The sequence below is a fragment of the Streptomyces sp. NPDC002787 genome (assembly GCF_053592095.1).
This window is the reverse complement of sequence record NZ_JBSFVC010000054.1, coordinates 1-19,891: the sequence shown is the minus strand read 5'-3', so window position 1 is coordinate 19,891 and position 19,891 is coordinate 1. Positions and strand designations below refer to the sequence as shown.

The 19,891-nt window shown below is 69.9% G+C and carries 19 protein-coding genes and 1 pseudogene; 7 read left to right on the top strand and 13 right to left on the bottom strand.

The window, feature by feature from the left end; genetic code table 11:
- Window positions 1-188 precede the first annotated feature (188 nt).
- A complete protein-coding gene (locus tag ACWD26_RS41445; protein WP_451278494.1) occupies window positions 189-683 on the top strand; it encodes a DUF3145 domain-containing protein in 495 nt (164 codons plus the stop codon).
- Between the two features lie 121 nt (window positions 684-804).
- On the opposite strand, the gene fabF is transcribed toward ACWD26_RS41445, so the two are convergent.
- The 5 genes from fabF to fasR form a co-directional block, all read right to left on the bottom strand.
- On the bottom strand, window positions 805-2,076 hold the full coding sequence (gene fabF, locus ACWD26_RS41440) for a beta-ketoacyl-ACP synthase II (RefSeq protein ID WP_451278492.1): 1,272 nt from the start codon (window positions 2,074-2,076) through the stop codon (window positions 805-807).
- Between the two features lie 99 nt (window positions 2,077-2,175).
- The gene (locus ACWD26_RS41435; protein WP_007381745.1) at window positions 2,176-2,424 is read right to left on the bottom strand and encodes an acyl carrier protein; all 249 of its coding nucleotides are present in this window, start codon (window positions 2,422-2,424) and stop codon (window positions 2,176-2,178) included.
- Window positions 2,425-2,525: 101 nt separating this feature from the next.
- A complete protein-coding gene (locus ACWD26_RS41430; protein WP_451278490.1) occupies window positions 2,526-3,557 on the bottom strand; it encodes a beta-ketoacyl-ACP synthase 3 in 1,032 nt (343 codons plus the stop codon).
- Window positions 3,558-3,569: 12 nt separating this feature from the next.
- Window positions 3,570-4,499, bottom strand: a complete 930-nt coding sequence (locus ACWD26_RS41425; protein ID WP_451278488.1) for an ACP S-malonyltransferase — start codon at window positions 4,497-4,499, stop codon at window positions 3,570-3,572.
- A gap of 89 nt (window positions 4,500-4,588) precedes the next feature.
- A complete protein-coding gene (gene fasR, locus ACWD26_RS41420) occupies window positions 4,589-5,791 on the bottom strand; it encodes a fatty acid biosynthesis transcriptional regulator FasR (RefSeq protein WP_451278486.1) in 1,203 nt (400 codons plus the stop codon).
- Window positions 5,792-5,996: 205 nt separating this feature from the next.
- Here fasR and ACWD26_RS41415 point away from each other — a divergent pair, with 205 nt between their 5' ends.
- Window positions 5,997-6,656 (top strand): pirin family protein, encoded by a 660-nt coding sequence (locus ACWD26_RS41415; RefSeq protein WP_451278525.1) that lies wholly within the window; start codon window positions 5,997-5,999, stop codon window positions 6,654-6,656.
- A 7-nt stretch (window positions 6,657-6,663) separates the two neighbouring features.
- Here ACWD26_RS41415 and ACWD26_RS41410 read toward each other — a convergent pair whose 3' ends face one another.
- From ACWD26_RS41410 to ACWD26_RS41400, 3 genes are read right to left on the bottom strand one after another with little or no spacing between them, the layout of a single operon-like run.
- A complete protein-coding gene (locus ACWD26_RS41410) occupies window positions 6,664-7,020 on the bottom strand; it encodes a hypothetical protein (RefSeq protein ID WP_451278485.1) in 357 nt (118 codons plus the stop codon).
- Window positions 7,021-7,041: 21 nt separating this feature from the next.
- The gene (locus tag ACWD26_RS41405) at window positions 7,042-7,863 is read right to left on the bottom strand and encodes a serine hydrolase domain-containing protein (RefSeq protein WP_451278483.1); all 822 of its coding nucleotides are present in this window, start codon (window positions 7,861-7,863) and stop codon (window positions 7,042-7,044) included.
- 19 nt (window positions 7,864-7,882) lie between these two features.
- Entirely contained in the window at window positions 7,883-8,353 is a 471-nt protein-coding gene (locus ACWD26_RS41400; RefSeq protein WP_451278481.1) for a GNAT family N-acetyltransferase, read from the bottom strand.
- 97 nt (window positions 8,354-8,450) lie between these two features.
- Here ACWD26_RS41400 and ACWD26_RS41395 point away from each other — a divergent pair, with 97 nt between their 5' ends.
- Both ACWD26_RS41395 and ACWD26_RS41390 read left to right on the top strand, forming a co-directional pair.
- Entirely contained in the window at window positions 8,451-8,945 is a 495-nt protein-coding gene (locus tag ACWD26_RS41395; RefSeq protein ID WP_451278479.1) for a MerR family transcriptional regulator, read from the top strand.
- Window positions 8,942-9,955: an aldo/keto reductase gene (locus ACWD26_RS41390; protein WP_451278477.1), complete on the top strand. Its 1,014-nt coding sequence runs from the start codon at window positions 8,942-8,944 to the stop codon at window positions 9,953-9,955. Before ACWD26_RS41395 ends, ACWD26_RS41390 begins: the two co-directional genes overlap by 4 nt.
- 113 nt (window positions 9,956-10,068) lie before the next feature.
- Here the strand turns inward: ACWD26_RS41390 and ACWD26_RS41385 are convergent, their stop codons facing one another.
- From ACWD26_RS41385 to ACWD26_RS41375, 3 genes are all read right to left on the bottom strand, one after another.
- Window positions 10,069-10,926: a DUF4429 domain-containing protein gene (locus ACWD26_RS41385; RefSeq protein WP_451278475.1), complete on the bottom strand. Its 858-nt coding sequence runs from the start codon at window positions 10,924-10,926 to the stop codon at window positions 10,069-10,071.
- Between the two features lie 75 nt (window positions 10,927-11,001).
- A complete protein-coding gene (locus ACWD26_RS41380; protein ID WP_451278473.1) occupies window positions 11,002-12,210 on the bottom strand; it encodes an alpha/beta hydrolase in 1,209 nt (402 codons plus the stop codon).
- Between the two features lie 115 nt (window positions 12,211-12,325).
- Window positions 12,326-13,000: a TetR/AcrR family transcriptional regulator gene (locus tag ACWD26_RS41375; RefSeq protein WP_451278471.1), complete on the bottom strand. Its 675-nt coding sequence runs from the start codon at window positions 12,998-13,000 to the stop codon at window positions 12,326-12,328.
- A gap of 100 nt (window positions 13,001-13,100) precedes the next feature.
- On the opposite strand from ACWD26_RS41375, the pseudogene ACWD26_RS41370 reads away from it, so the two are divergent.
- Window positions 13,101-14,754: pseudogene (locus ACWD26_RS41370) on the top strand (MFS transporter); the annotation flags it as partial.
- A 257-nt stretch (window positions 14,755-15,011) separates the two neighbouring features.
- Window positions 15,012-15,317, top strand: coding sequence for a small hydrophobic protein (locus tag ACWD26_RS41365; protein WP_451278469.1), 306 nt, complete (start codon window positions 15,012-15,014; stop codon window positions 15,315-15,317).
- 101 nt (window positions 15,318-15,418) lie between these two features.
- Here the strand turns inward: ACWD26_RS41365 and ACWD26_RS41360 are convergent, their stop codons facing one another.
- Both ACWD26_RS41360 and aceE read right to left on the bottom strand, forming a co-directional pair.
- Window positions 15,419-16,177 (bottom strand): potassium channel family protein, encoded by a 759-nt coding sequence (locus tag ACWD26_RS41360; protein WP_451278467.1) that lies wholly within the window; start codon window positions 16,175-16,177, stop codon window positions 15,419-15,421.
- 70 nt (window positions 16,178-16,247) lie between these two features.
- Window positions 16,248-18,995 (bottom strand): pyruvate dehydrogenase (acetyl-transferring), homodimeric type, encoded by a 2,748-nt coding sequence (gene aceE / locus ACWD26_RS41355; protein WP_451278465.1) that lies wholly within the window; start codon window positions 18,993-18,995, stop codon window positions 16,248-16,250.
- Between the two features lie 403 nt (window positions 18,996-19,398).
- Between aceE and ACWD26_RS41350 the strand changes: the two genes are divergently transcribed.
- A complete protein-coding gene (locus ACWD26_RS41350; RefSeq protein WP_451278463.1) occupies window positions 19,399-19,839 on the top strand; it encodes a DUF3052 domain-containing protein in 441 nt (146 codons plus the stop codon).
- The last annotated feature ends 52 nt before the right edge of the window (window positions 19,840-19,891 follow it).

The window sequence follows — 19,891 nt, the reverse complement described above, 5'->3', positions numbered from 1 at the left end:
GATGCGACAGCAGACGCAACTGTTCGATCCGCACAGGCGTCCCCTCGGGTGAAACCCGAGTTGTTCCTGGCGCCTGCTCCGACGGTACGTCACACTCCTTGCCCCGCCGCACGGTAGCCTCGCCACGTGGCCGCTCTGCCACTGCCGTTCCATCAAATGACAAGATGCGCTGCTCTGTGGAGGCCCCGGTGACGACACGTGGAGTCCTGTACGTGCACTCCGCGCCGCGTGCGCTGTGCCCGCACGTCGAGTGGGCCGTCGCCGGGGTTCTCGGGACGCGCGTGAACCTCGACTGGATCCGGCAGCCGGCCGCCCCGGGCACCTGGCGCTCCGAGTTCTCCTGGCAGGGCCAGGCCGGCACCGCCTCCAAGCTCGCGTCCGCGCTGCGCGGCTGGCACCTCATCCGCTTCGAGGTCACCGCCGAGCCCTGCGCCACCGCCGAGGGCGAGCGCTACAGCTGCACCCCCGAGCTGGGCATCTTCCACGCCGTCACCGGTATCCACGGCGACATCCTCATCCCCGAGGACCGCCTCCGAGCCGCCCTGACCCGCTCCCAGCGCGGCGAGACCGACCTGGAAGCCGAGATCACCAAACTCCTGGGCAAGCCCTGGGACGACGAGCTGGAACCCTTCAGATACGCGGGAGAGGGCGCCCCGGTCCGCTGGCTGCACCAGGTGGTGTGAGAAGCGCCCCGTAAGGGGCGCGGGGAACTGCGCGAGAAGCCCCCACCGGCCCGCACTCGACCTACAAACAGATGTGGCCCGGATCCCTGAAAGGGGATCCGGGCCACACTCATGTCAGCGATCAAACGGTCCTGAACGCCAGCACCACGTTGTGCCCACCGAACCCGAAGGAGTCGTTGAGGGCAGCGATGCGGCCCTCAACCGGCAGCTTCCGAGCCTCCCCGCGCACGATGTCCGCGTTGGCCTCGGCCTCGGGGTCCAGGTCGTTCACATTGATCGTCGGCGGAGCCACCCGGTGGTACAGCGCGAGCACCGTCGCCACCGTCTCCACACCACCGGCACCACCCAGCAGGTGCCCGGTCATCGACTTCGTCGCGGACACCGCGAAGTGGTCGGTGTCGTCACCGAACACCTTCCGCAGCGCCTTCAACTCGGCGATGTCACCGGCCGGCGTCGACGTCCCGTGCGCGTTGACGTGCACGATCTCCGCCGGGTCCAGGTCGGTCCGGTCCAGCAGGTTCTGCAGGGCGTGGGCGATCCCACGCCCCTCCGGCTCCGGCTGCACGATGTCGTGGCCGTCGGCGGAGATGCCCTGGCCCACGGCCTCGGCGTAGACCCGGGCACCCCGCGCCGCCGCGTGCTCGGCCGACTCCAGGACGACGACACCGGCACCCTCGCCGAGGACGAAGCCGTCACGGCCGGTGTCGTACGGACGGGAGGCGCCCTGCGGGTCCTCGTTGTTCTTGGACATCGCCATCATGTTGCCGAACGCGGCGATCGGCAGCGGGTGGATGGCGGCCTCGGTACCACCGGCGATCACGACATCGGCGCGGCCGGTGCGGATCATCTCGATGGCGTAGCCGATGGCCTCGGCACCCGACGCGCAGGCGGAGACGGGGGTGTGCACACCGGCGCGGGCGCCGACGTACAGACCGACGTTCGCCGACGGCCCGTTGGGCATCAGCATCGGCACGGTGTGCGGGGAGACGCGGCGTACGCCCTTCTCCTTCAGCACGTCGTACTGGTCGAGCAGGGTCGTCACACCGCCGATGCCGGAGGCGATGACCGCGCCGACCCGGTCCGCGTCGACGGTGCCGTCGTCGGCCGAGGTCTCCGAGTAACCGGCGTCGGCCCACGCCTCCTTGGCCGCGATCAGCGCGAACTGCGCCGAGCGGTCCAGGCGGCGGGCCTGCGGCCTGGGGATGACCTCGGTCGGCTCCACGGCGATCTGCGCGGCGATGCGGACCGCCTGGTCGGCGGCCCACTCCTGCTCCAGGGGCCCGACACCGGACTTGCCGGCGATCAGCCCCTCCCAGGTGGAAGTCGCGTCGCCACCCAGCGGTGTGGTTGCGCCGATACCGGTGACGACCACGGTGCGATTGGTCGAGCTCACGGGAATGTTCTCCAACGGTTACGAGGATTCAGCGGCGCCACCGCCGGGTGGCGGGGCAACGGACCGGTCCGAGGACCGGGCCCGGACCCGATGCGAGGATCAGGCCTGGTGCTTGAGGATGTAGTCGGTCGCGTCGCCGACCGTCTTGAGGTTCTTGACGTCGTCGTCCGGGATCTTGACGTCGAAGCGCTCTTCGGCGGCGACGACGACCTCGACCATGGACAGGGAGTCGACGTCCAGGTCGTCGGTGAAGGACTTGTCCAGCTGGACGTCCTCGACCGGGATGCCGGCGATCTCGTTCACGATGTCGGCGAGACCGGCGACGATCTCTTCCTGGGTGGCGGCCATGTCGGGCGCTCCTTCGTAGTTTCCAGAGGGTTGGCGGCCCGCCGCGTCAGCGGCAGGTTGTGCGTTGTCCCGCGCCGGATCACAAGATCCGAAGCGGGTGCCTAGGGGAGGGTAACGACCGTCGCGGCGTACACGAGACCCGCCCCGAAGCCGATGACGAGCGCGGTGTCGCCGCTCTTCGCCTCGCCGGTCGCCAGGAGCCGCTCCATCGCGAGCGGGATCGAGGCGGCCGAGGTGTTGCCGGTGGTGCGCACGTCACGCGCGACCGTGACGTGCTCCGGCAGCTTGAGTGTCTTCACCATCGAGTCGATGATCCGCTCGTTGGCCTGGTGGGGAATGAAGACGTCCAAGTCGTCCGGGCTGATTCCGGCCGCGTCCAGCGCCTGCTGAGCGACCTTCGCCATCTCGAACACGGCCCAGCGGAACACCGCCTGGCCCTCCTGCGTGATCGCGGGGAACTTGACGTTGCCCTCGCTGTCCAGCGGAAGCTTGTCGACGTCACCGATCCGGTACTCGTTCCACGGGACCGTCTGCTTGATCGTTCCGGCTTTGTCGCCCTCGGAGCCCCACACCGTCGGGCCGATGTGCGGCTCCTGGGAGGGGCCGACGACGACCGCGCCGGCGCCGTCACCGAAGAGGAAGGCCGTGGCCCGGTCCTCCAGGTCGGTGAGGTCGGACAGCCGCTCGACACCGATGACAAGTACGTACTCTGCCGAGCCCTCGACGACCATGCCCTTGGCGAGGGTGAGGCCGTAGCCGAAGCCCGCGCAGCCGGCCGAGATGTCGAAGGCAGCGGCCTTGGCCGTACCGAGCTTGTCGGCGATCTCGGTGGCGACGGCCGGGGTCTGACTGAAGTGCGACACGGTCGAGACGACGACGGCGCCGATCTGCTCGACGGAGATCCCGGCGTCGGCGATCGCCTTGCCGGACGCCTCGATCGACATGGCGGCGACGGTCTCCTCGTCGTTCGCCCAATGCCGGGTCTCGATGCCGGAGCGGGAGCGGATCCACTCGTCGGACGAGTCGATCTTCTCCAGGATCACGTCGTTGGGCACCACCCGGACCGGGCGGTAACCGCCCACGCCGAGGATGCGTGCGTACGGGGCGCCCTTGCTCGGCCTGATCTTCGGCATGCTCCAGGGCTCCTAGTTCTGGTGCTCGGCGATGAGCGCGCGAGCGGCGTCGAGGTCGTCGGGTGTCTTGAGCGCCACCGTCGCCACGCCCGGCAGGGCGCGCTTGGCGAGACCGGTGAGCGTGCCGCCGGGGCAGACCTCGAGGATCGCGGTCACGCCCAGCTCCTTGAAGGTCTCCATGCACAGGTCCCAGCGGACCGGGTTGGCGACCTGACCGACGAGACGGGAGAGCACCTCGGCGCCGGTGGCGACGGCCTGCCCGTCCTTGTTCGAGACATAGGTGACCTTGGGGTCCCCGGGCGACAGGTCCTCGGCGGCCTTGGCGAGGGCGTCCACGGCGGGGGCCATGTGGTGCGTGTGGAAGGCGCCGGCGACCTTGAGGGCGACCACGCGCCGTACGCCCTCGGGCTTGTCCGCCTCCAGGGCGGCCAGCTGCTCCAGGGTGCCGGCGGCGACGATCTGGCCCGCGCCGTTCACGTTCGCCGGGGTCAGCCCAAGCTTCTCCAGGTGCGGAATCGTCACCTCGGGGTCGCCGCCGAGCAGCGCGGACATACCGGTCTCGGTGACCGCGGCGGCCTCGGCCATGGCCAGGCCCCGCTTGCGGACGAGGGTCAACGCGGCCGTTTCGTCCAGGACCTCGGCGAACACGGCGGCGGTGATCTCACCGACGCTGTGCCCGGCCACCGCGCCCAGGGGCACGTCGCCGAGGACGACTTTCGCGAGGGAGGCGGCGGACAGCATTCCGGCCGCCACCAGCAGCGGCTGGGCCACGGCGGTGTCGCGGATCGCGTCGGCGTCGGCCTCGGTGCCGTAGTGGGCGAGGTCCAGCCCGATGGCGTCCGACCACGCGCCGAGGCGGTCGGCGGCACCGGGGAGGTCGAGCCAGGGAGTCAGGAAGCCGGGCGTCTGGGCGCCCTGGCCGGGAGCGACGAGTACGAGCACTCTCACACTCTCTCTTGGGGACGGCTCAGGCCGCCCGTGAGGACAGGGACGAAGAACACGTAGGGGTTTTGTAGCTCCTCGACAAAACCCTAGAGCTGAGGATCTCCATCGACCAGACGCCCCAGGATCAACGCGATCCGCAGGGTGAAGGCCGAGCGTACATCGGAGGGCGACCAGCCGGTGACGTCAGTCACACGTCGGAGCCGGTAGCGCACGGTGTTGGGGTGGACGAAGAGCATCCGGGCCGCTCCCTCAAGACTCGAGGCTTGTTCGAGATAGACGCTGAGCGTCTCCAGGAGCGCGGAGCCGGCCTCCTCCAGTGGTCTGTAGATCTCCTCCACCAGTTGCTCACGCGCACTGGGGTCGCCCGCGATCGCTCGCTCCGGAAGGAGATCGTCCGCCAGGACGGGCCGGGGCGCGTCCTGCCACGCCGAGCAGGCCTTGAGTCCGGCGGCCGCGGCCTGCGCGGACCGGGTCGCGGCCAGCAGGTCGGGCACGATCGGCCCGGCCACCACCGGCCCCGCCGCATACGGTCCGATCAGCGACTTCGCGACCTGCAACGGGTCGTTGTTGCCCCCGGCGATCACCACGAGCCGGTCGCCCAGCACCCCGGTGAGCACCTGGACCTTGGCGTGCCGGGCCGCGCGCCGGATCGCCTCCACGGTCAGCTCGCTGTCGCCGTCCGGGGCGGTGCCGAGGACCACACAGACATGGTCGGGGGAGTTCCAGCCGAGGGCGGCGGCCCGGGAGACGGCGCCCTCGTCGGCCTCGCCGCTGAGCACCGCGTTCACGACCAGGGACTCCAGGCGGGCGTCCCAGGCGCCGCGTGCCTCGGCGGCCTGCGCGTACACCTGGGCGGTGGCGAAGGCGATCTCGCGCGCGTAGACGAGCAGGGCCTCGCGCAGCACGCTCTCGTCGCCGGGAGCGGCCACCTCGTCGATGGCCGACTCCATGACCTCGATGGTGGTGCGCACCATCTCCACGGTCTGCCGGAGCGTGATCGCCCGGGTCAGCTCACGCGGCGCGGTCCCGAAGACATCCGTGGAGATGGCCTGCGGGGCGTCCGGGTGCCGGAACCATTCTGTGAAGGCGGCGATACCCGCCTGCGCGACCAGCCCGATCCATGACCGGTTCTCCGGCGGCATCGCCCGGTACCAGGGCAGCGTCTCGTCCATCCGTGCGATGGCCTGCGCGGCGAGGCTTCCGGACGACTTCTCCAGCCGCTTCAGCGTCGCGGCGTGCGCGTGGACGTACGGTGCGGGTCTGGATTTGCTGGCTTCTGGTTCGGGCACGGGACAAGACTGCCTTATCGCTGCGCTGGCTCGCGCCGGAGGGTGGGTGGGCCGGAGTGTGCGGCTGCCAGGGGCTGCCGCCCCCGCACCCCCGCTCCGGCCTGAACGGCGTCGTCCTCGAACGCCGGACGGGCTGGGTGGTGCCGACCGGTCTGGATGGTGCCGCCGGTGTTCGGTGGACCGCCGGGGATACCGTGGAGTCGTGATGGACGTACGGCGCGCCGACACGCGCTACCCCGGTGGTGACCCGGAGGCGGGCATCGCCTCGCTCCACGCCTTCTCCTTCGGCTCGCACTACGACCCGGACAACCTCCGTTTCGGAGCGGTGCTCGCCTGCAACGAGGAGCGGCTCGCGCCCGGCGCCGGCTTCGACGAGCATCCGCACAGCCACACCGAGATCGTCACCTGGGTCGTCGAGGGCGAGCTGACCCACCGTGACACCACCGGCCACGAGACGGTGGTCCGCCCCGGGGACGTCCAGCGGCTCAGCTCGGCGGCCGGCGTCCGGCACGTGGAGCGCAACGACGGCTCCGAGCCGCTGACCTTCGTGCAGATGTGGCTGGCCCCCCTGGACCCGGGCGGCGACCCGGCGTACGAGATCGTCCACGGCATCGCCGACTCCACGCCGTACGCCGTCCCCGAGGCGGGCGCGATGCTGCACGTGCGGCGGCTGACCAGGGCGGGGGAGCGGACGGCCGTGCCGGACGCGGCGAGGGCGTACGCGCATGTCGTCCGGGGTGTCGTGCGGCTGGGGCCGTACGCGCTGGAGCCCGGCGACTCCGTGCGGGCCGAGAGCGAGAAAGGGCTGGAGCTGGTCGCCGTCGCCGCCCCGGCCGAGGTGCTGATCTGGGAGCTGGGGGAGTGACAGGCGGTCAGCTGTCGGCCGGCTCCTCCGCGTTGCGCCAGATCGTGAAGTCCAGCGAGACGTAGTCACTGGGGTCGTTCTCGGGGGCGCTGCCCTGGTATGTGACCAGGGCGATGTGCCCGGAGCTGGTGTGCACGCAGAACTGTGTGCCTTCCGAGAGCTGAGACAAGGACAGGCTCTCGGCGTACCTGGTCTCCTCGCGGCAGGTCTTCAGAGAACCCTGCTGGGCGTTGTTCAGCAGGACGATCTTGTCATCGCCGCTGCCCAGCTTGTCTTCGTAGTGGTACAGGTCGCCGTGCCAGACGCCGCCGCCCTCGTCGTCCGCCCGAGCCGAGCCGAGCAGCGAGCCGGTAACGCGGATCAACTTCCTTGCCGCAGGGCGTGGTTACCGCCCGACCTCGGCGAGCACGGCGTCCGTGAACGGCGTCCACGCCTCGATCGCCCACGGCCCGAACGCCCGGTCCGTCAGCGCCACGCAAGCCACCCCCGCCACCGGGTCGATCCACAGGAACGTCCCCGACTGGCCGAAGTGCCCGAACGTACCCGGCGACGACGAAGTCCCCGTCCAGTGCGGTGTCTTGGAGTCCCGGATCTCGAAGCCGAGCCCCCAGTCGTTGGGGTTCTGGTGCCCGTAACCCGGCAGGACGCCCTTCGTGCCCGGGTACTGCACGGTCATCGCCTCGGCGACCGTGCGCGGGTCGAGCAGCCGGGGCGCCTGCACCTCCGTCGCGAACCGCACCAGGTCCTCGACGGTCGAGACGCCGTCCTTGGCCGGGGAGCCGTCGAGGGAGGTGGCCGTCATCCCCAGCGGTTCGAGCACCGCCTGCCGCGCGTACTCCGCGAAGGGGATGTCCGTCGCCTTGGCCACATGGTCCCCGAGCGCCTCGAACCCGGCGTTCGAGTACAGCCGCCGCTCCCCGGGCGCCGCCGTCACCCGGTGCTCGTCGAAGGCCAGCCCCGAGGTGTGCGCCAGCAGATGCCGCACGGTCGACCCCGTGGGCCCCGCCGGCTCGTCCAGCTCGATCGCCCCCTCCTCGTACGCCACCAGCGCGGCGTACGCGGCGAGCGGCTTGGTGACCGAGGCCAGCGCGAACCGCCGCGCGAGCGGACCGTGGCTCCCGAGGACGGTGCCGTCCGCCCGTACGACGGCCGCGGCGGCGGTGGGGACGGGCCAGTTCTCGATCAGCGCGAGGCTCTGCAAGGACATGCCCATGAGCCTAAGCCGCTCACAGATCCAGCTGCATCAAGGGGTCGGACCTGCGCCGGAAGCCCATCGACGCGTACAGCGGCTCGGCGTCGGCGGAGGCGGTCAGATGGACGTAACCGGCGCCCCGCTCGCGGAACCAGTCGAGGAGCACGTCCATGCAGGCGCGGGCATAGCCCCGGCGGCGGGCGTCGGGGTCGGTGGCGACGCTGAAGACGTGGCCGACCGCGCCGTGCGGGTTGCCGGCCCGTCCGATGCGGTAGTCGACCGTCCCCGCCACCAGCGCGGCGAGCGCGCCCGGCCGCTCCGGATGGTCGACCACGAAGGCCGCGAAGTCCCCGTCGTAGTCGGCGAGTCGACTGCGTACGGTCGGCAGGGACTCGTGGTGCCAGTCGGTGGAACGGTCCGCTCCGCGCATCGAGTCGATCATCACCTGACGCAGCCGGAGCAGTTCCTCGGCGTCCTCGGGGGCCGCACGTCGTACGAGACTCATGTCCGGCACGCTAACCGGCGTGATCACATGACGTCCTGGTGTTTTCTCACCGAATCCGCTTGCTTCGAGCGCACTCCAGGGTTTTAGCGTGGAGGCCATGACGGTGATGGAGACCACGAGTGCCACGAGTACGACGAGTGCCACCAGTACTGCCAGTACCGACAGTTGTGCCGGTCCACCGCGGCAGCCCCGGCGGCCCGACGGACAGGACCGGTACACGATCAGCGAGGTCGTGGTCCTCACCGGTCTGACGGCGCACACGCTGCGCTGGTACGAGCGGATCGGGCTGATGCCGCACATCGACCGCTCCCACACCGGCCAGCGCCGCTACCGCAACCGCGACCTCGACTGGCTCGACCTCGTCGGCAAGCTCCGCCTCACCGGCATGCCCGTCGCCGACATGGTCCGCTACGCGGAACTGGTGCGCGAGGGCGACCACACCTACAGCGAGCGCTTCGACCTGCTCAAGCAGACCCGACAGGACGTCCTGTCCCGGATCGCCGAGCTCCAGGACACCCTGAACGTGCTCGACCGAAAGATCAACTTCTATGCGGACGCCGGGCAGGCCCTGGCGTCGGAGAGGGCCTCATGACGAACGGCAGCATCGCGAGGACACGGCTGGGAGCGGACGGCCCCGAGGTCGGCGTACAGGGCCTCGGCTGCATGGGCATGAGCTTCGCGTACGGCCCCTCGGACGCGGCGGAGTCCAGGGCCACCCTGGAGCGCGCGCTGGAACTGGGGGTCACGCTCTACGACACGGCCCAGGCGTACGGCGCCGGCGAGAACGAGAAGTTCCTCTCGCCCTTCGTCAGGGCGCACCGCGACGACCTCATCATCGCCACCAAGTTCGGCCTGGCCATCGACCCCGACGACCCGACGAAGCGGATCATCCGCAACGACGAGCCGCACATCCGCGAGGCCGTCGAGTCGAGCCTGCGCCGCCTCGGCGTCGAGGTGATCGACCTCTACTACATGCACCGCCGCGACGTGAACGTCCCGATCGAGGAGACCGTCGGTGTCATGGCCGACCTCGTCCGCGAGGGCAAGGTCAAGCAGCTGGGCCTCAGCGAGGTCACGGCCGCCGAGCTGCGCGCCGCCCAGGCCGTGCACCCCATCGCCGCCCTGCAGTCCGAGTGGTCCCTCTTCAGCCGGGACATCGAGGCCCAGGTGGTTCCCACGGCCCGCGATCTCGGCGTCACCCTCGTCGCCTACTCGCCGCTCGGCCGAGGCTTCCTCACCGGCTCCTTCGCCAAGGCCGAGGACCTCACCCCCGACGACTTCCGCCGCCAGCAGCCCCGCTTCACCGGCGACAACGCCGCCGCCAACGCGGCTCTCCTGGCCCCCATCCGCGAGGTCGCCGAGGCCCACGGCGCCACCCTCGGCCAGGTAGCCCTGGCCTGGGTCCAGCAGCAGGCCTCCGTGCACGGCCTCCCGGTCGTCCCGATCCCGGGCACCCGCAAGCCGGCAAGGGTGGAGGAGAACGCGGCGGCCACGAGGATCGTGCTCGGTGAGGAGGACATGGCCCTACTGGAGCCGCTGGCGGCCAAGGTGGCGGGCGACCGCTACGCGGACATGAGGTTCGCATCGGCGGGCAGGGAGTAGGGCGGTCTTGTGAGCAGGGGTACTGCGGCGTATCTCAGCGGCGCGGGGAACCGCGCGAGCAACCACAACGCACCCGCGGTCGGCCGAGCGGCGAGCCCCCGACGGCGATTCCCCTAAAGCTCAGCCAACAACTCCGCCTTCTTCACACTGAACTCCTCATCCGTCACCAGCCCCGCCTGATGCAACTCCCCGAGATGCCGGATCCGGTCGGCGATGTCGGCCGGATCCCGCCGCGGCCCGGCGCCGGCCCCCACCTCCGCGGGCCCGGCGGAGCCGGCCCGCACCGCCGCCAACACGGCCGCGGCGAACGGCAACGACTCGTGCACCGGCCCGTACCCCAGCCCGAACACGACAGCGGCGGGATCATGATCCGGCTGACGTGCCTGCTCACCGGAGACATCACGCCGCAGCAACCGCAGATACCCCTCGAACACCTCCGGCGACCGCCACTCGACCCCACTCAGCGCACTCACCGGAAAACTCTGGTCCCCGGCCTTCCACTTCGCCGAGGACGCCCCCGTCCAGGACCACCTGAACGACACCGACCGCCCGTCGAAGGACGCCTTCCCGTCGTACGCCTTGAACTGCAACGGCACCTCGGGAGCGTCCACCAGGAACCGCTCCGCCGGCTCCGACCCGGTCAACCGCGCCCGCAGCTCGTCGGCGTAGTACTCCGCGAGCGTCTCCCGTTCGGCCGGCAGCACCAGCCGGTACGGGTCGGAGCCCTCCTTGAGCTGGTCCGCCGCCGCCTCCATCAGCGGATCGGCGCCCGGTCGCGGCACGGCACGCAGTACGACGGTGCCCCGCTTCCCCGGCGTCAGCGTCACGTCCGCGATCGCTTCCAGGGGGATGCGCCGCTCGCCGAGCGCGGCGAACAGCTTCGGCGTGCGAATCCCCCGTTCGAAGCGGATGAGCACGGAGTCGGACTCGAACTCCCAGGCGGCATGAAATCCGGCCAGTACGTCACCCATGCGGCTCATCGTATGCGCGTGACGCGGCGAAGTCCCGACCGAGGTGAACCGCACTTTTACCCTCCTCTACGCGCGTCAGGCCGCAGCGCTGTCGGACAGACCCGCCAGACACACGTCGTCCTGTCGCGCACACCGCACCGACTCGTACGCGCCGATGCCGATTTCGGCGAAGTTGTACAGGCTCTCGGTCCCCGGCTCGAAGTAGCCGCTGTGCCCCCGGGCGTCGGCCGCCGACAGGATGCGCGCCCCGAACTCCGCGGAGACCGGGTCGGTGCCGTGGCCGAGCCCACCGACCTCCAGGTAGGGCACGTCCTGGACCCAGTCGTCGGCGTCCCGCATGGCCCACACCCGGGCCGACGTACGCAGTTGACCGACCGTCTCCGCGCGCATGCCGGGGCTGCCCGCCACCGCGATGTCGGTGACCCGCGACGGCAGCGACGACGCGGCGACCCCGCACACCACGGAGCCGTAGCTGTGGCAGACCAGCGCGACCGTGGAGCTGCCGGGCAGGCTCCGCACCAGCGCGTTCAGCCGGACCGAGCCCTGTTCGGCGCGGAGCGCGGTGGCCGAGTCGAGGCCGAGGCCGTCGGGCGCGGTGTAGTCGGCCCAGGCGATCACGGCCGTACGCGTCCCGGGGCTCGCCGCGCGCTCCGCCCTGTAGAGCGACTTGGCCATGCCGACGGGCGCCGTGTACCGGCGGTTGGTGCGCTGGAACGTGAGGACGTTGGTGTCGACGCCGGGGACGACGACCGAGACGCGCTCTGCCTTGTTCAGGCTGCCGAAGACCTCGGCGACCCGGCCGGAGCCCTGGGGGTCGAAGGCGAGGATCTGCCGTCTGTCGCCGGCCAGCATGTCGAAGCGGTGCATCCGGCGGCCGGCCTCGTGCCGGCCGGTCTTGGAGAGCCGCTGGTCGTGCATGCGTGCGCGTTCGCGCTTGCTCTGCTGCTTCAGCGCGATGCGGTTGGCCCGGTAGCGCAGCTTGACGGGGGCGCCGTTCATGTTGCCGACCGCGAGTGGATAGCGGTGGGCGAGCCGGGTGCGCTGGTGTGCGGTGAGCGAGGCGAAGAACGCGGCCAGGCGGTGCGGAGACGATTCGGCGTCCGGCAGGTCACGGCCGCCGAGGTGTCCGCGCTGCCATGCGGAGAGCGACGCCTGCAGCGGCGACTCCTCGCGATGGCTGCGGATCGCGGTCCAGCCGGTGGTCGCCAGCATCACGAAAACCACGGCCAGCGCCAGCAGTGCGCGCCAGACGTTCAGTTGCGGGGAGGAGTCGAAGGAAGTCACTGAAAGGACACACTAAGAGAACGGAAGGGTCTCGCGTTAACCAAGTGAGGGGGATCACGTTTCGATCACGCCCGTTCCGTGCAGTGCGCAGAGAAGGTCCCGAAGATGCCGTTCGCTATGCGTTTCGGCCAGTACGCCACTTCTCGGCCAGCGACGGCCGAAGAGCGTCCAGGTGCGCGGCGGTCAGCTCGCGCATCGCCTCCATGCTGAGGTCGCCGCCCAGGGCCCACAGTCGTTCGGTGACCCGCATGACTCCGGCGAACACCGCCACCGCCACGCGCGGCCGGGGGTCGCTGTCCACGTCGAGTCCCTCGCGCTCGGCGATGATCCGCTCGATCTCCCGCGCCACCTCGTCGGAGCGGCGCAGATGCGCGGCCAGCAGTGCGGGCGTCGACTCGACCATGCCGTACGCGCGGAGATAGAGGTCGACGGGAACGACCTGCTCGACGGCCTCCCCGATGGCGTCCCAGCCCTCCAGGAGGGCGTTGCGCATCGCCTCCAGCGGGGCCTCGTGCGTCGGCCGGGTGCGCACCGCCGCCAGGAAGTGCTCGTTCGTGAGGCCCATGACCGCGAGGGCGGCTTCCTCCTTGCCCGCGAAGTAGCGGAAGAAGGTGCGCTGGGAGACCTCGACGGCCTCGGCGATCTCGTCGACCGTCGTCGCCTCGTACCCCTGGGTCGTGAACAGCTCCAGGGCCGCCCGCAGCAGCGCGTCGTGGGTGCGCTGCTTCTTCCGTTCGCGCAGGCCGGGCCGCTCCTCCTCGACCTCCGCCGTCGTGGCCGCCGTCTCCATGAACCCTCGTCTCCACCCGCCCCTGTGGCGAGTGACGTGACAGTTACCGACTTGTGAACTGGTTTGTCAACTGTCAGTCGCTGTCATTAGCCTCGCACGCATGACTAGTCAGACCACTGTCGACAAGACGGGACCGGGGGACAAGGCGCCAGTCGTCCCGTCGGACCCGACGAAGAACCAGGGCCGGGGCCTGCGCGGCCATCCCTGGTTCACCCTCCTCACCGTGGCCGTCGGCGTCATGATGGTCGCCCTCGACGGCACCATCGTGGCGATCGCCAACCCGGCCATCGCCAAGGATCTCGGCGCCACCTGGGCCGATGTCCAGTGGATCACCAACGCGTACTTCCTCGCCCTCGCCGTCACCCTCATCACCGCCGGCAAGCTGGGCGACCGCTTCGGCCACCGGCAGACCTTCCTCATAGGCGTGGTCGGCTTCGCCGCCGCCTCCGGGGCCATCGGCCTGTCGAACTCGGTCGCCTTCGTGGTGACCTTCCGTGTCTTCCAGGGCCTGTTCGGCGCGCTGCTGATGCCGGCCGCGCTCGGCCTGCTCCGTGCCACCTTCCCCGCCGAGAAGCTGAACATGGCCATCGGTATCTGGGGCATGGTCATCGGCGCCTCCACCGCGGGCGGCCCGATCCTCGGCGGCTTCCTCGTGGAGAACGTCAGCTGGCAGTCCGTGTTCTGGATCAACGTCCCGGTCGGCGTCCTTGCCGTGGCCCTGGGCGCCTGGATCCTGTTGGACCACCGCGCGGAGAACGCCCCGCGCTCCTTCGACATCCTCGGCATCACCCTGCTCTCGGGTGCCATGTTCTGCCTGGTCTGGGCGCTCATCAAGGCTCCCGAGTGGGGCTGGGGCGACGGCCAGACGTGGGCCTTCCTGGTCGCCTCCGTCGTCGGCTTCGGCCTCTTCGCCTTCTGGGAGACGAAGGTGAAGGAGCCGCTGATCCCGCTGGCGCTCTTCCGTTCCGTACCCCTGTCCGCGGGTGTCGTCCTGATGGTCCTGATGGCCATCGCCTTCATGGGCGGCCTGTTCTTCGTGACGTTCTACTTGCAGAACGTGCACGGTATGAGCCCCATCGACGCGGGTCTGCACCTCCTCCCGCTCACCGGCATGATGATCGTCGGCTCGCCGCTCGCCGGCGCGCTGATCACCAAGGCCGGGCCGCGCATCCCGCTGGCCGGCGGCATGGCGTTCACCGCGGTCGCCATGTACGGCATGTCGACGCTTCAGACCGACACCGGCAGCGCCGTGATGTCCCTCTGGTTCGCCCTCCTCGGTCTCGGCCTCGCCCCGGTGATGGTCGGCGCCACCGAGGTCATCGTCGGCAACGCGCCCCTGGAGCTGTCCGGTGTCGCCGGCGGTCTCCAGCAGGCCGCGATGCAGATCGGCGGCAGCCTCGGTACGGCCGTGCTGGGCGCCGTGATGACCTCCAAGGTCGACAGCGACTTCGCGGGCAACTGGGCGGACGCGGGTCTCCCGCCGCTCGACGAGGTCCAGCTCGCCCAGGCCAAGCAGGCCGTCCAGCAGGGTGCCGCGCCGGTGGCCGAGGGAACCCCGGCGGAGATCGCCGCGAAGATCACCACGGTCGCGCACGACACGTTCATCTCGGGCATGAGCCTGGCGTCCCTCGTGGCCGCCGGTGTGGCCGCGGTCGCCGTCCTCGTGGCGTTCCTCACCAAGCGCGGCGAGAACGCCGAGGCGGGCGCCGGAGCGGCGCACATCTGACAGCCCCGCCCCTGCCTCACGCGCGGGTTTCCGCCCGCGTTCGCCTATCCGGGTGACAACGCCGAAGATCGCTTCCACCCGGCACGCGCCGCAGGTCACAGTAAGTCAAGTCCTCCGTACGGCATGGTCGTTCGACGCGGAGTGACCTGGGGTTCTGCGGCGCGCTGCCGGAGGGGGGCAGCGCGCGCAGACGAATCCGCCAACTCTCCCCGGTTTCAACCACACCGTCGGGGTACTCGCCGTTCTGTACTCGAACTGACCGCGAGGTTCAGGGAGTTGTTGACGATGGCGGGTTTCGGACACAGTTCGCGCAGGCACCCCCGCTCACGTGGCCGGACGTGGTCACGGACCGGGCCGGATCGCGCGACCCTCGGGATCATCGGAGTCATCTGCGCGATCGCGGGATTCTTCGTCCTGGGCATCATTCTCGGCCCCGTAGCGATCCTGTGCGGGTGGCTGGCGATGAACCGCACCTGGTCCGGCGCCCGCCCCGTCCCCGCGATCATCGCGGTCGTTCTGGGTGCCATCGACACCGTCCTGGCCATCATCTGGCTGGCGGGCACGGCCACTCCAGGGACCGGATTCTTCTGACCCGGTCGGAGTGAGGGAAAAGGGCAGGGCCCCTCGGCAGCGCATGCCGAGGGGCCCTTTTCCGCGTACGTGCATGAAAAGCACAGGGCGCGGCCCTGCCCTCAACGGCGCTGTTTCCCCAGTCCCACAGGGGCACTTCGCAACTCCGCGACCTCCGCACGCAACAACCGAACCTCCTCCGCCAGTTCGGCTATCACCGCGGTCTGCCGCCGTTCCTCCGCGTCGTCCTTCTCGAACCGCGCTATGAACCACGCCGCGATGTTCGCCGTCACCACACCCAGCAACGCGATCCCGGACAGCATCAGCCCGACCGCCAACACCCGCCCCAGCCCGGTCGTCGGCGCGTGGTCCCCGTACCCCACCGTCGTCATCGTCGTGAACGACCACCACACCGCGTCGTCCAGCGTGTCGATGTTCCCGCCGGGAGCGTCCCGCTCCACCGACAGCACCGCCAGCGACCCGAACATCAACAGCCCGATCACCGCCCCGCCGACGTACGTGGTGAGCCTTATCTGCGACGCCATCCGCGCCCGCTGGCCGACCAGCAGCAGCGTCGCCACCACCCGCAGCAGCCGCAGCGGCTGGATCATCGGCAACACCACGGCCGCCAGGTCCAGCCACCGGGTCCGCACGAAATCCCACCGCCGCTCGGCGAGGAGGAGCCGGATGAGGTAGTCGAGCGCGAACGCGCCCCACACCCCCCACTCGGCGACCTCGCACCACCACTTCACGTCCGCGCTCGCGTCCGGCCGGACGATCGGCACGGCGTACGCGACGGCGAACACCGCGGCCAGGCCGAACAACGGCCGCTGTGTGTGCTGTTCCCAACGGGCCTGCGCCGAGACCGCTCGCTGCTTCATGGCCGCATCGTAGAAAACGTGAAGGGGTGGTGAACCCGCGGGTTCACCACCCCTTGCGCCGGACCGTGGGCTATGCGTCGCCGCCCGCAGCCCCGGGGTCGGCCGCCGCCACGTCGAGCAGCTGGTACCGGTCGATCGCCTGCTTGAGCACCGAGCGGTCGACCTTGCCCTCACGGGCCAGCTCGGTCAGCACCGCGACCACGATCGACTGGGCGTCGATGTGGAAGTAGCGCCGGGCCGCGCCCCGCGTGTCCGCGAAGCCGAACCCGTCCGCGCCCAGCGACTGGTACGTGCCCGGCACCCACCGCGCGATCTGGTCCGGCACCGACCGCATCCAGTCGGAGACGGCCACGAACGGCCCCTCGGCGCCGCTCAGCTTCCGCGTGACGTAGGGGACCTGCTGCTCCTCCTCGGGGTGCAGCAGGTTGTGCCGCTCCACCTCGACCGCCTCGCGGCGCAGCTCGTTCCAGGAGGTCGCCGACCAGACGTCCGCCTTCACGTTCCAGTCGGCGGCGAGGATCTGCTGCGCCTCGACCGCCCACGGCACCGCGACACCCGAGGCGATGATCTGCGCGGGGATCGAGCCCGACTCGCCTGCCTTGTAGCGGTGGATGCCCTGGAGGATGCCCTCGACATCGACGTCCGCCGGCTCGGCCGGGTGCTGGATCGGCTCGTTGTAGACGGTGAGGTAGTAGAAGACGTCCTCGCCCGGCTTGCCGTCGGCGGTCTCGCCGTACATCCGGCGCAGACCGTCCTTCACGATGTGCGCGATCTCGTAACCGAACGCCGGGTCGTACGCTACACAGCCCGGGTTCGTCGAGGCGAGCAGCTGCGAGTGCCCGTCCGCGTGCTGCAGACCCTCACCGGTCAGGGTCGTACGACCGGCGGTCGCACCCAGTACGAAGCCGCGCGCCAGCTGGTCGGACATCTGCCAGAACTGGTCGCCGGTGCGCTGGAAACCGAACATCGAGTAGAAGACGTAGACCGGGATGAGCGGCTCGCCGTGGGTCGCGTACGCCGAACCGGCCGCGATCAGCGAGGCCGTGCAGCCCGCCTCGGAGATGCCGTCGTGCAGCATCTGCCCGGTCGGCGACTCCTTGTAGGCGAGCAGCAGATCACGGTCGACCGCCTCGTACTGCTGGCCGAGCGGGTTGTAGATCTTCGCGCTCGGGAAGAACGAGTCCATGCCGAAGGTGCGGTACTCGTCGGGCGCGATCAGCACGAACCGCTTGCCGATCTCCTTGTCCCGCATGAGGTCCTTCAGCAGTCGGACGAACGCCATGGTCGTGGCGATCGACTGCTGACCGGAGCCCTTCTTCACGGTCGCGTACGTCTTGTCGTCCGGCAGGGCGAGCGGCTTCGACCGCACGACACGCGTCGGGACGTACCCGCCGAGCCCCTTGCGGCGGTCGTGCATGTACTGGATCTCCTCCGAGTCCCGCCCCGGGTGGTAGTACGGCGGCACGCCGGACTCCAGCTCCTTGTCGGAGATGGGCAGGTGGAGGCGGTCGCGGAAGCCCTTGAGGTCGGCGACCGTCAGCTTCTTCATCTGGTGCGTGGCGTTGCGGCCCTCGAAGTTCGGACCCAGCGTCCAGCCCTTGATCGTCTTGGCCAGGATGACCGTCGGCTGGCCCTTGTGCTCGTGGGCCGCCTTGTACGCCGCGTAGATCTTCCGGTGGTCGTGACCGCCGCGGCCCAGGTGCAGGATCTGGTCGTCGGTCATGTTCTCGACCATCGCGCGCAGCCGGTGGTCGTCACCGAAGAAGTGGTCGCGGATGTACGCGCCGGTCTCGGTGGCGTACGTCTGGTACTGGCCGTCCGGCGTGGTGTTCATGCGGTTGACCAGCACACCGTCGCGGTCCTGCGCGAGCAGCGGGTCCCAGGAGCGGTCCCACACCAGTTTGATCACGTTCCAGCCGGCGCCCCGGAAGACCGACTCCAGCTCCTGGATGACCTTGCCGTTGCCGCGCACCGGGCCGTCGAGGCGCTGCAGGTTGCAGTTCACCACGAAGGTCAGGTTGTCGAGGCCCTCGCGGGCGGCGAGCGTGAGCTGGCCGAGCGACTCCGGCTCGTCCATCTCGCCGTCGCCGAGAAACGCCCAGACATGGGACTTGGAGGTGTCCGCGATACCGCGCGCCTCCATGTACCGGTTCATCCGCGCCTGGAAGATCGCGCCCAGCGGGCCGAGACCCATGGAGACGGTCGGGAACTCCCAGAAGTCCGGCATGAGGCGCGGGTGCGGGTAGCTGGACAGCCCGTACGGCGCCTTCGACTTCTCCTGGCGGAAGGCGTCCAGCTGCTGGTCGCCGAGCCGGTCCAGCAGATACGCGCGGGCGTAGATGCCGGGGGAGGCGTGACCCTGGAAGAAGATCTGGTCGCCGCCGTCGCCCTCGTCCTTGCCCCGGAAGAAGTGGTTGAAGCCCACGTCGTAGAGGGAGGCGGAGGACGCGAACGTCGCGATGTGGCCACCGACGCCGATGCCGGGCCGCTGGGCGCGCGACACCATCACGGCGGCGTTCCACCGGGTCGCGTTGAGGATCTTCCGCTCGATCTCCTCGTTGCCCGGGAAGAACGGCTCGCTCTTGGTCGGGATGGTATTGATGTAGTCCGTGCTGCGCATCTCGGGCACGGCCACGCGCTTCTCGCGGGCCCGCTCGATGAGCCGGAGCATCAGGTAGCGCGCGCGCTCACGGCCGCGCTGGTCCACCGCGGCGTCGAGCGAGTCGAGCCACTCCTGGGTCTCCTCGGGATCGAAGTCAGGGACCTGACTCGGAAGGCCGCCAATGATGATCGGATTGCGATCGGATCCGGAAGCCACGCTGTTCCTTAGCTGTCAGAGGGCCGCTCTTCTTGGGTTTCTCTAGGTGCCTGCACCGTCCCCCATCGTGTACCTCGGGGACGCAAACGTCATCTCTACCGAGAGGTAACCAAGGCGCTTACCTGCTCGACAAAGGTAGTAAAGGTATTCGATGCTCGTACCCCCGGATGGTTGCCGAATGCGCAAAACGGGCAGAACGGTGTGGCGTGCGTCACGTGAGGCTGGGAATCCGCGCAGGGAGTTGCGGTGACACGGCCCGGATCGTCACCGTTTCGGCGGTCTAGAAGGCTGGGTACTTGCGCGATCCGTCCCGCCCGTGTGGACTACGGCCAACGCTTCGCGCACGCGCGTGGCTGAACTTCCCCGGGGGCAACCCCAACCGAACATGATCAGGAGGCAACCCGTGAGCGCGACCGCGGACCACGCGGAGGAGCGGACGAACCCTGCCGCGAGGCTGGGGTTCCAGCCCGAGCAGGTGGTCCAGGAGATCGGCTACGACGACGATGTCGACCAGGAGCTCCGCGAGTCCATCGAGGAAGTCGTAGGCAGTGAGCTCGTCGACGAGGACTATGACGACGTGGCCGATGCCGTCGTGCTGTGGTTCCGCGACGACGACGGCGACCTGACCGACGTACTGGTGGACGCCACCACGTACATCGAGGAGGGTGGCTCGATCCTGCTGCTGACGCCCAAGACCGGGCGGGACGGCTATGTGGAGCCCAGCGACATCTCCGAAGCCGCGACGACCGCGGGGCTGTCCGCGTCGAAGAGCGTCAGCGTCGGCAAGGACTGGAGTGGGAGCCGGTTGGTGACGCCTAAGACGGCGAAGTCCGGCAAGAAGTAACGCTTGAGAGCTCGGGGGTTCTGCGCGTCGGCGGCCACGGCTTCGTCGTGGC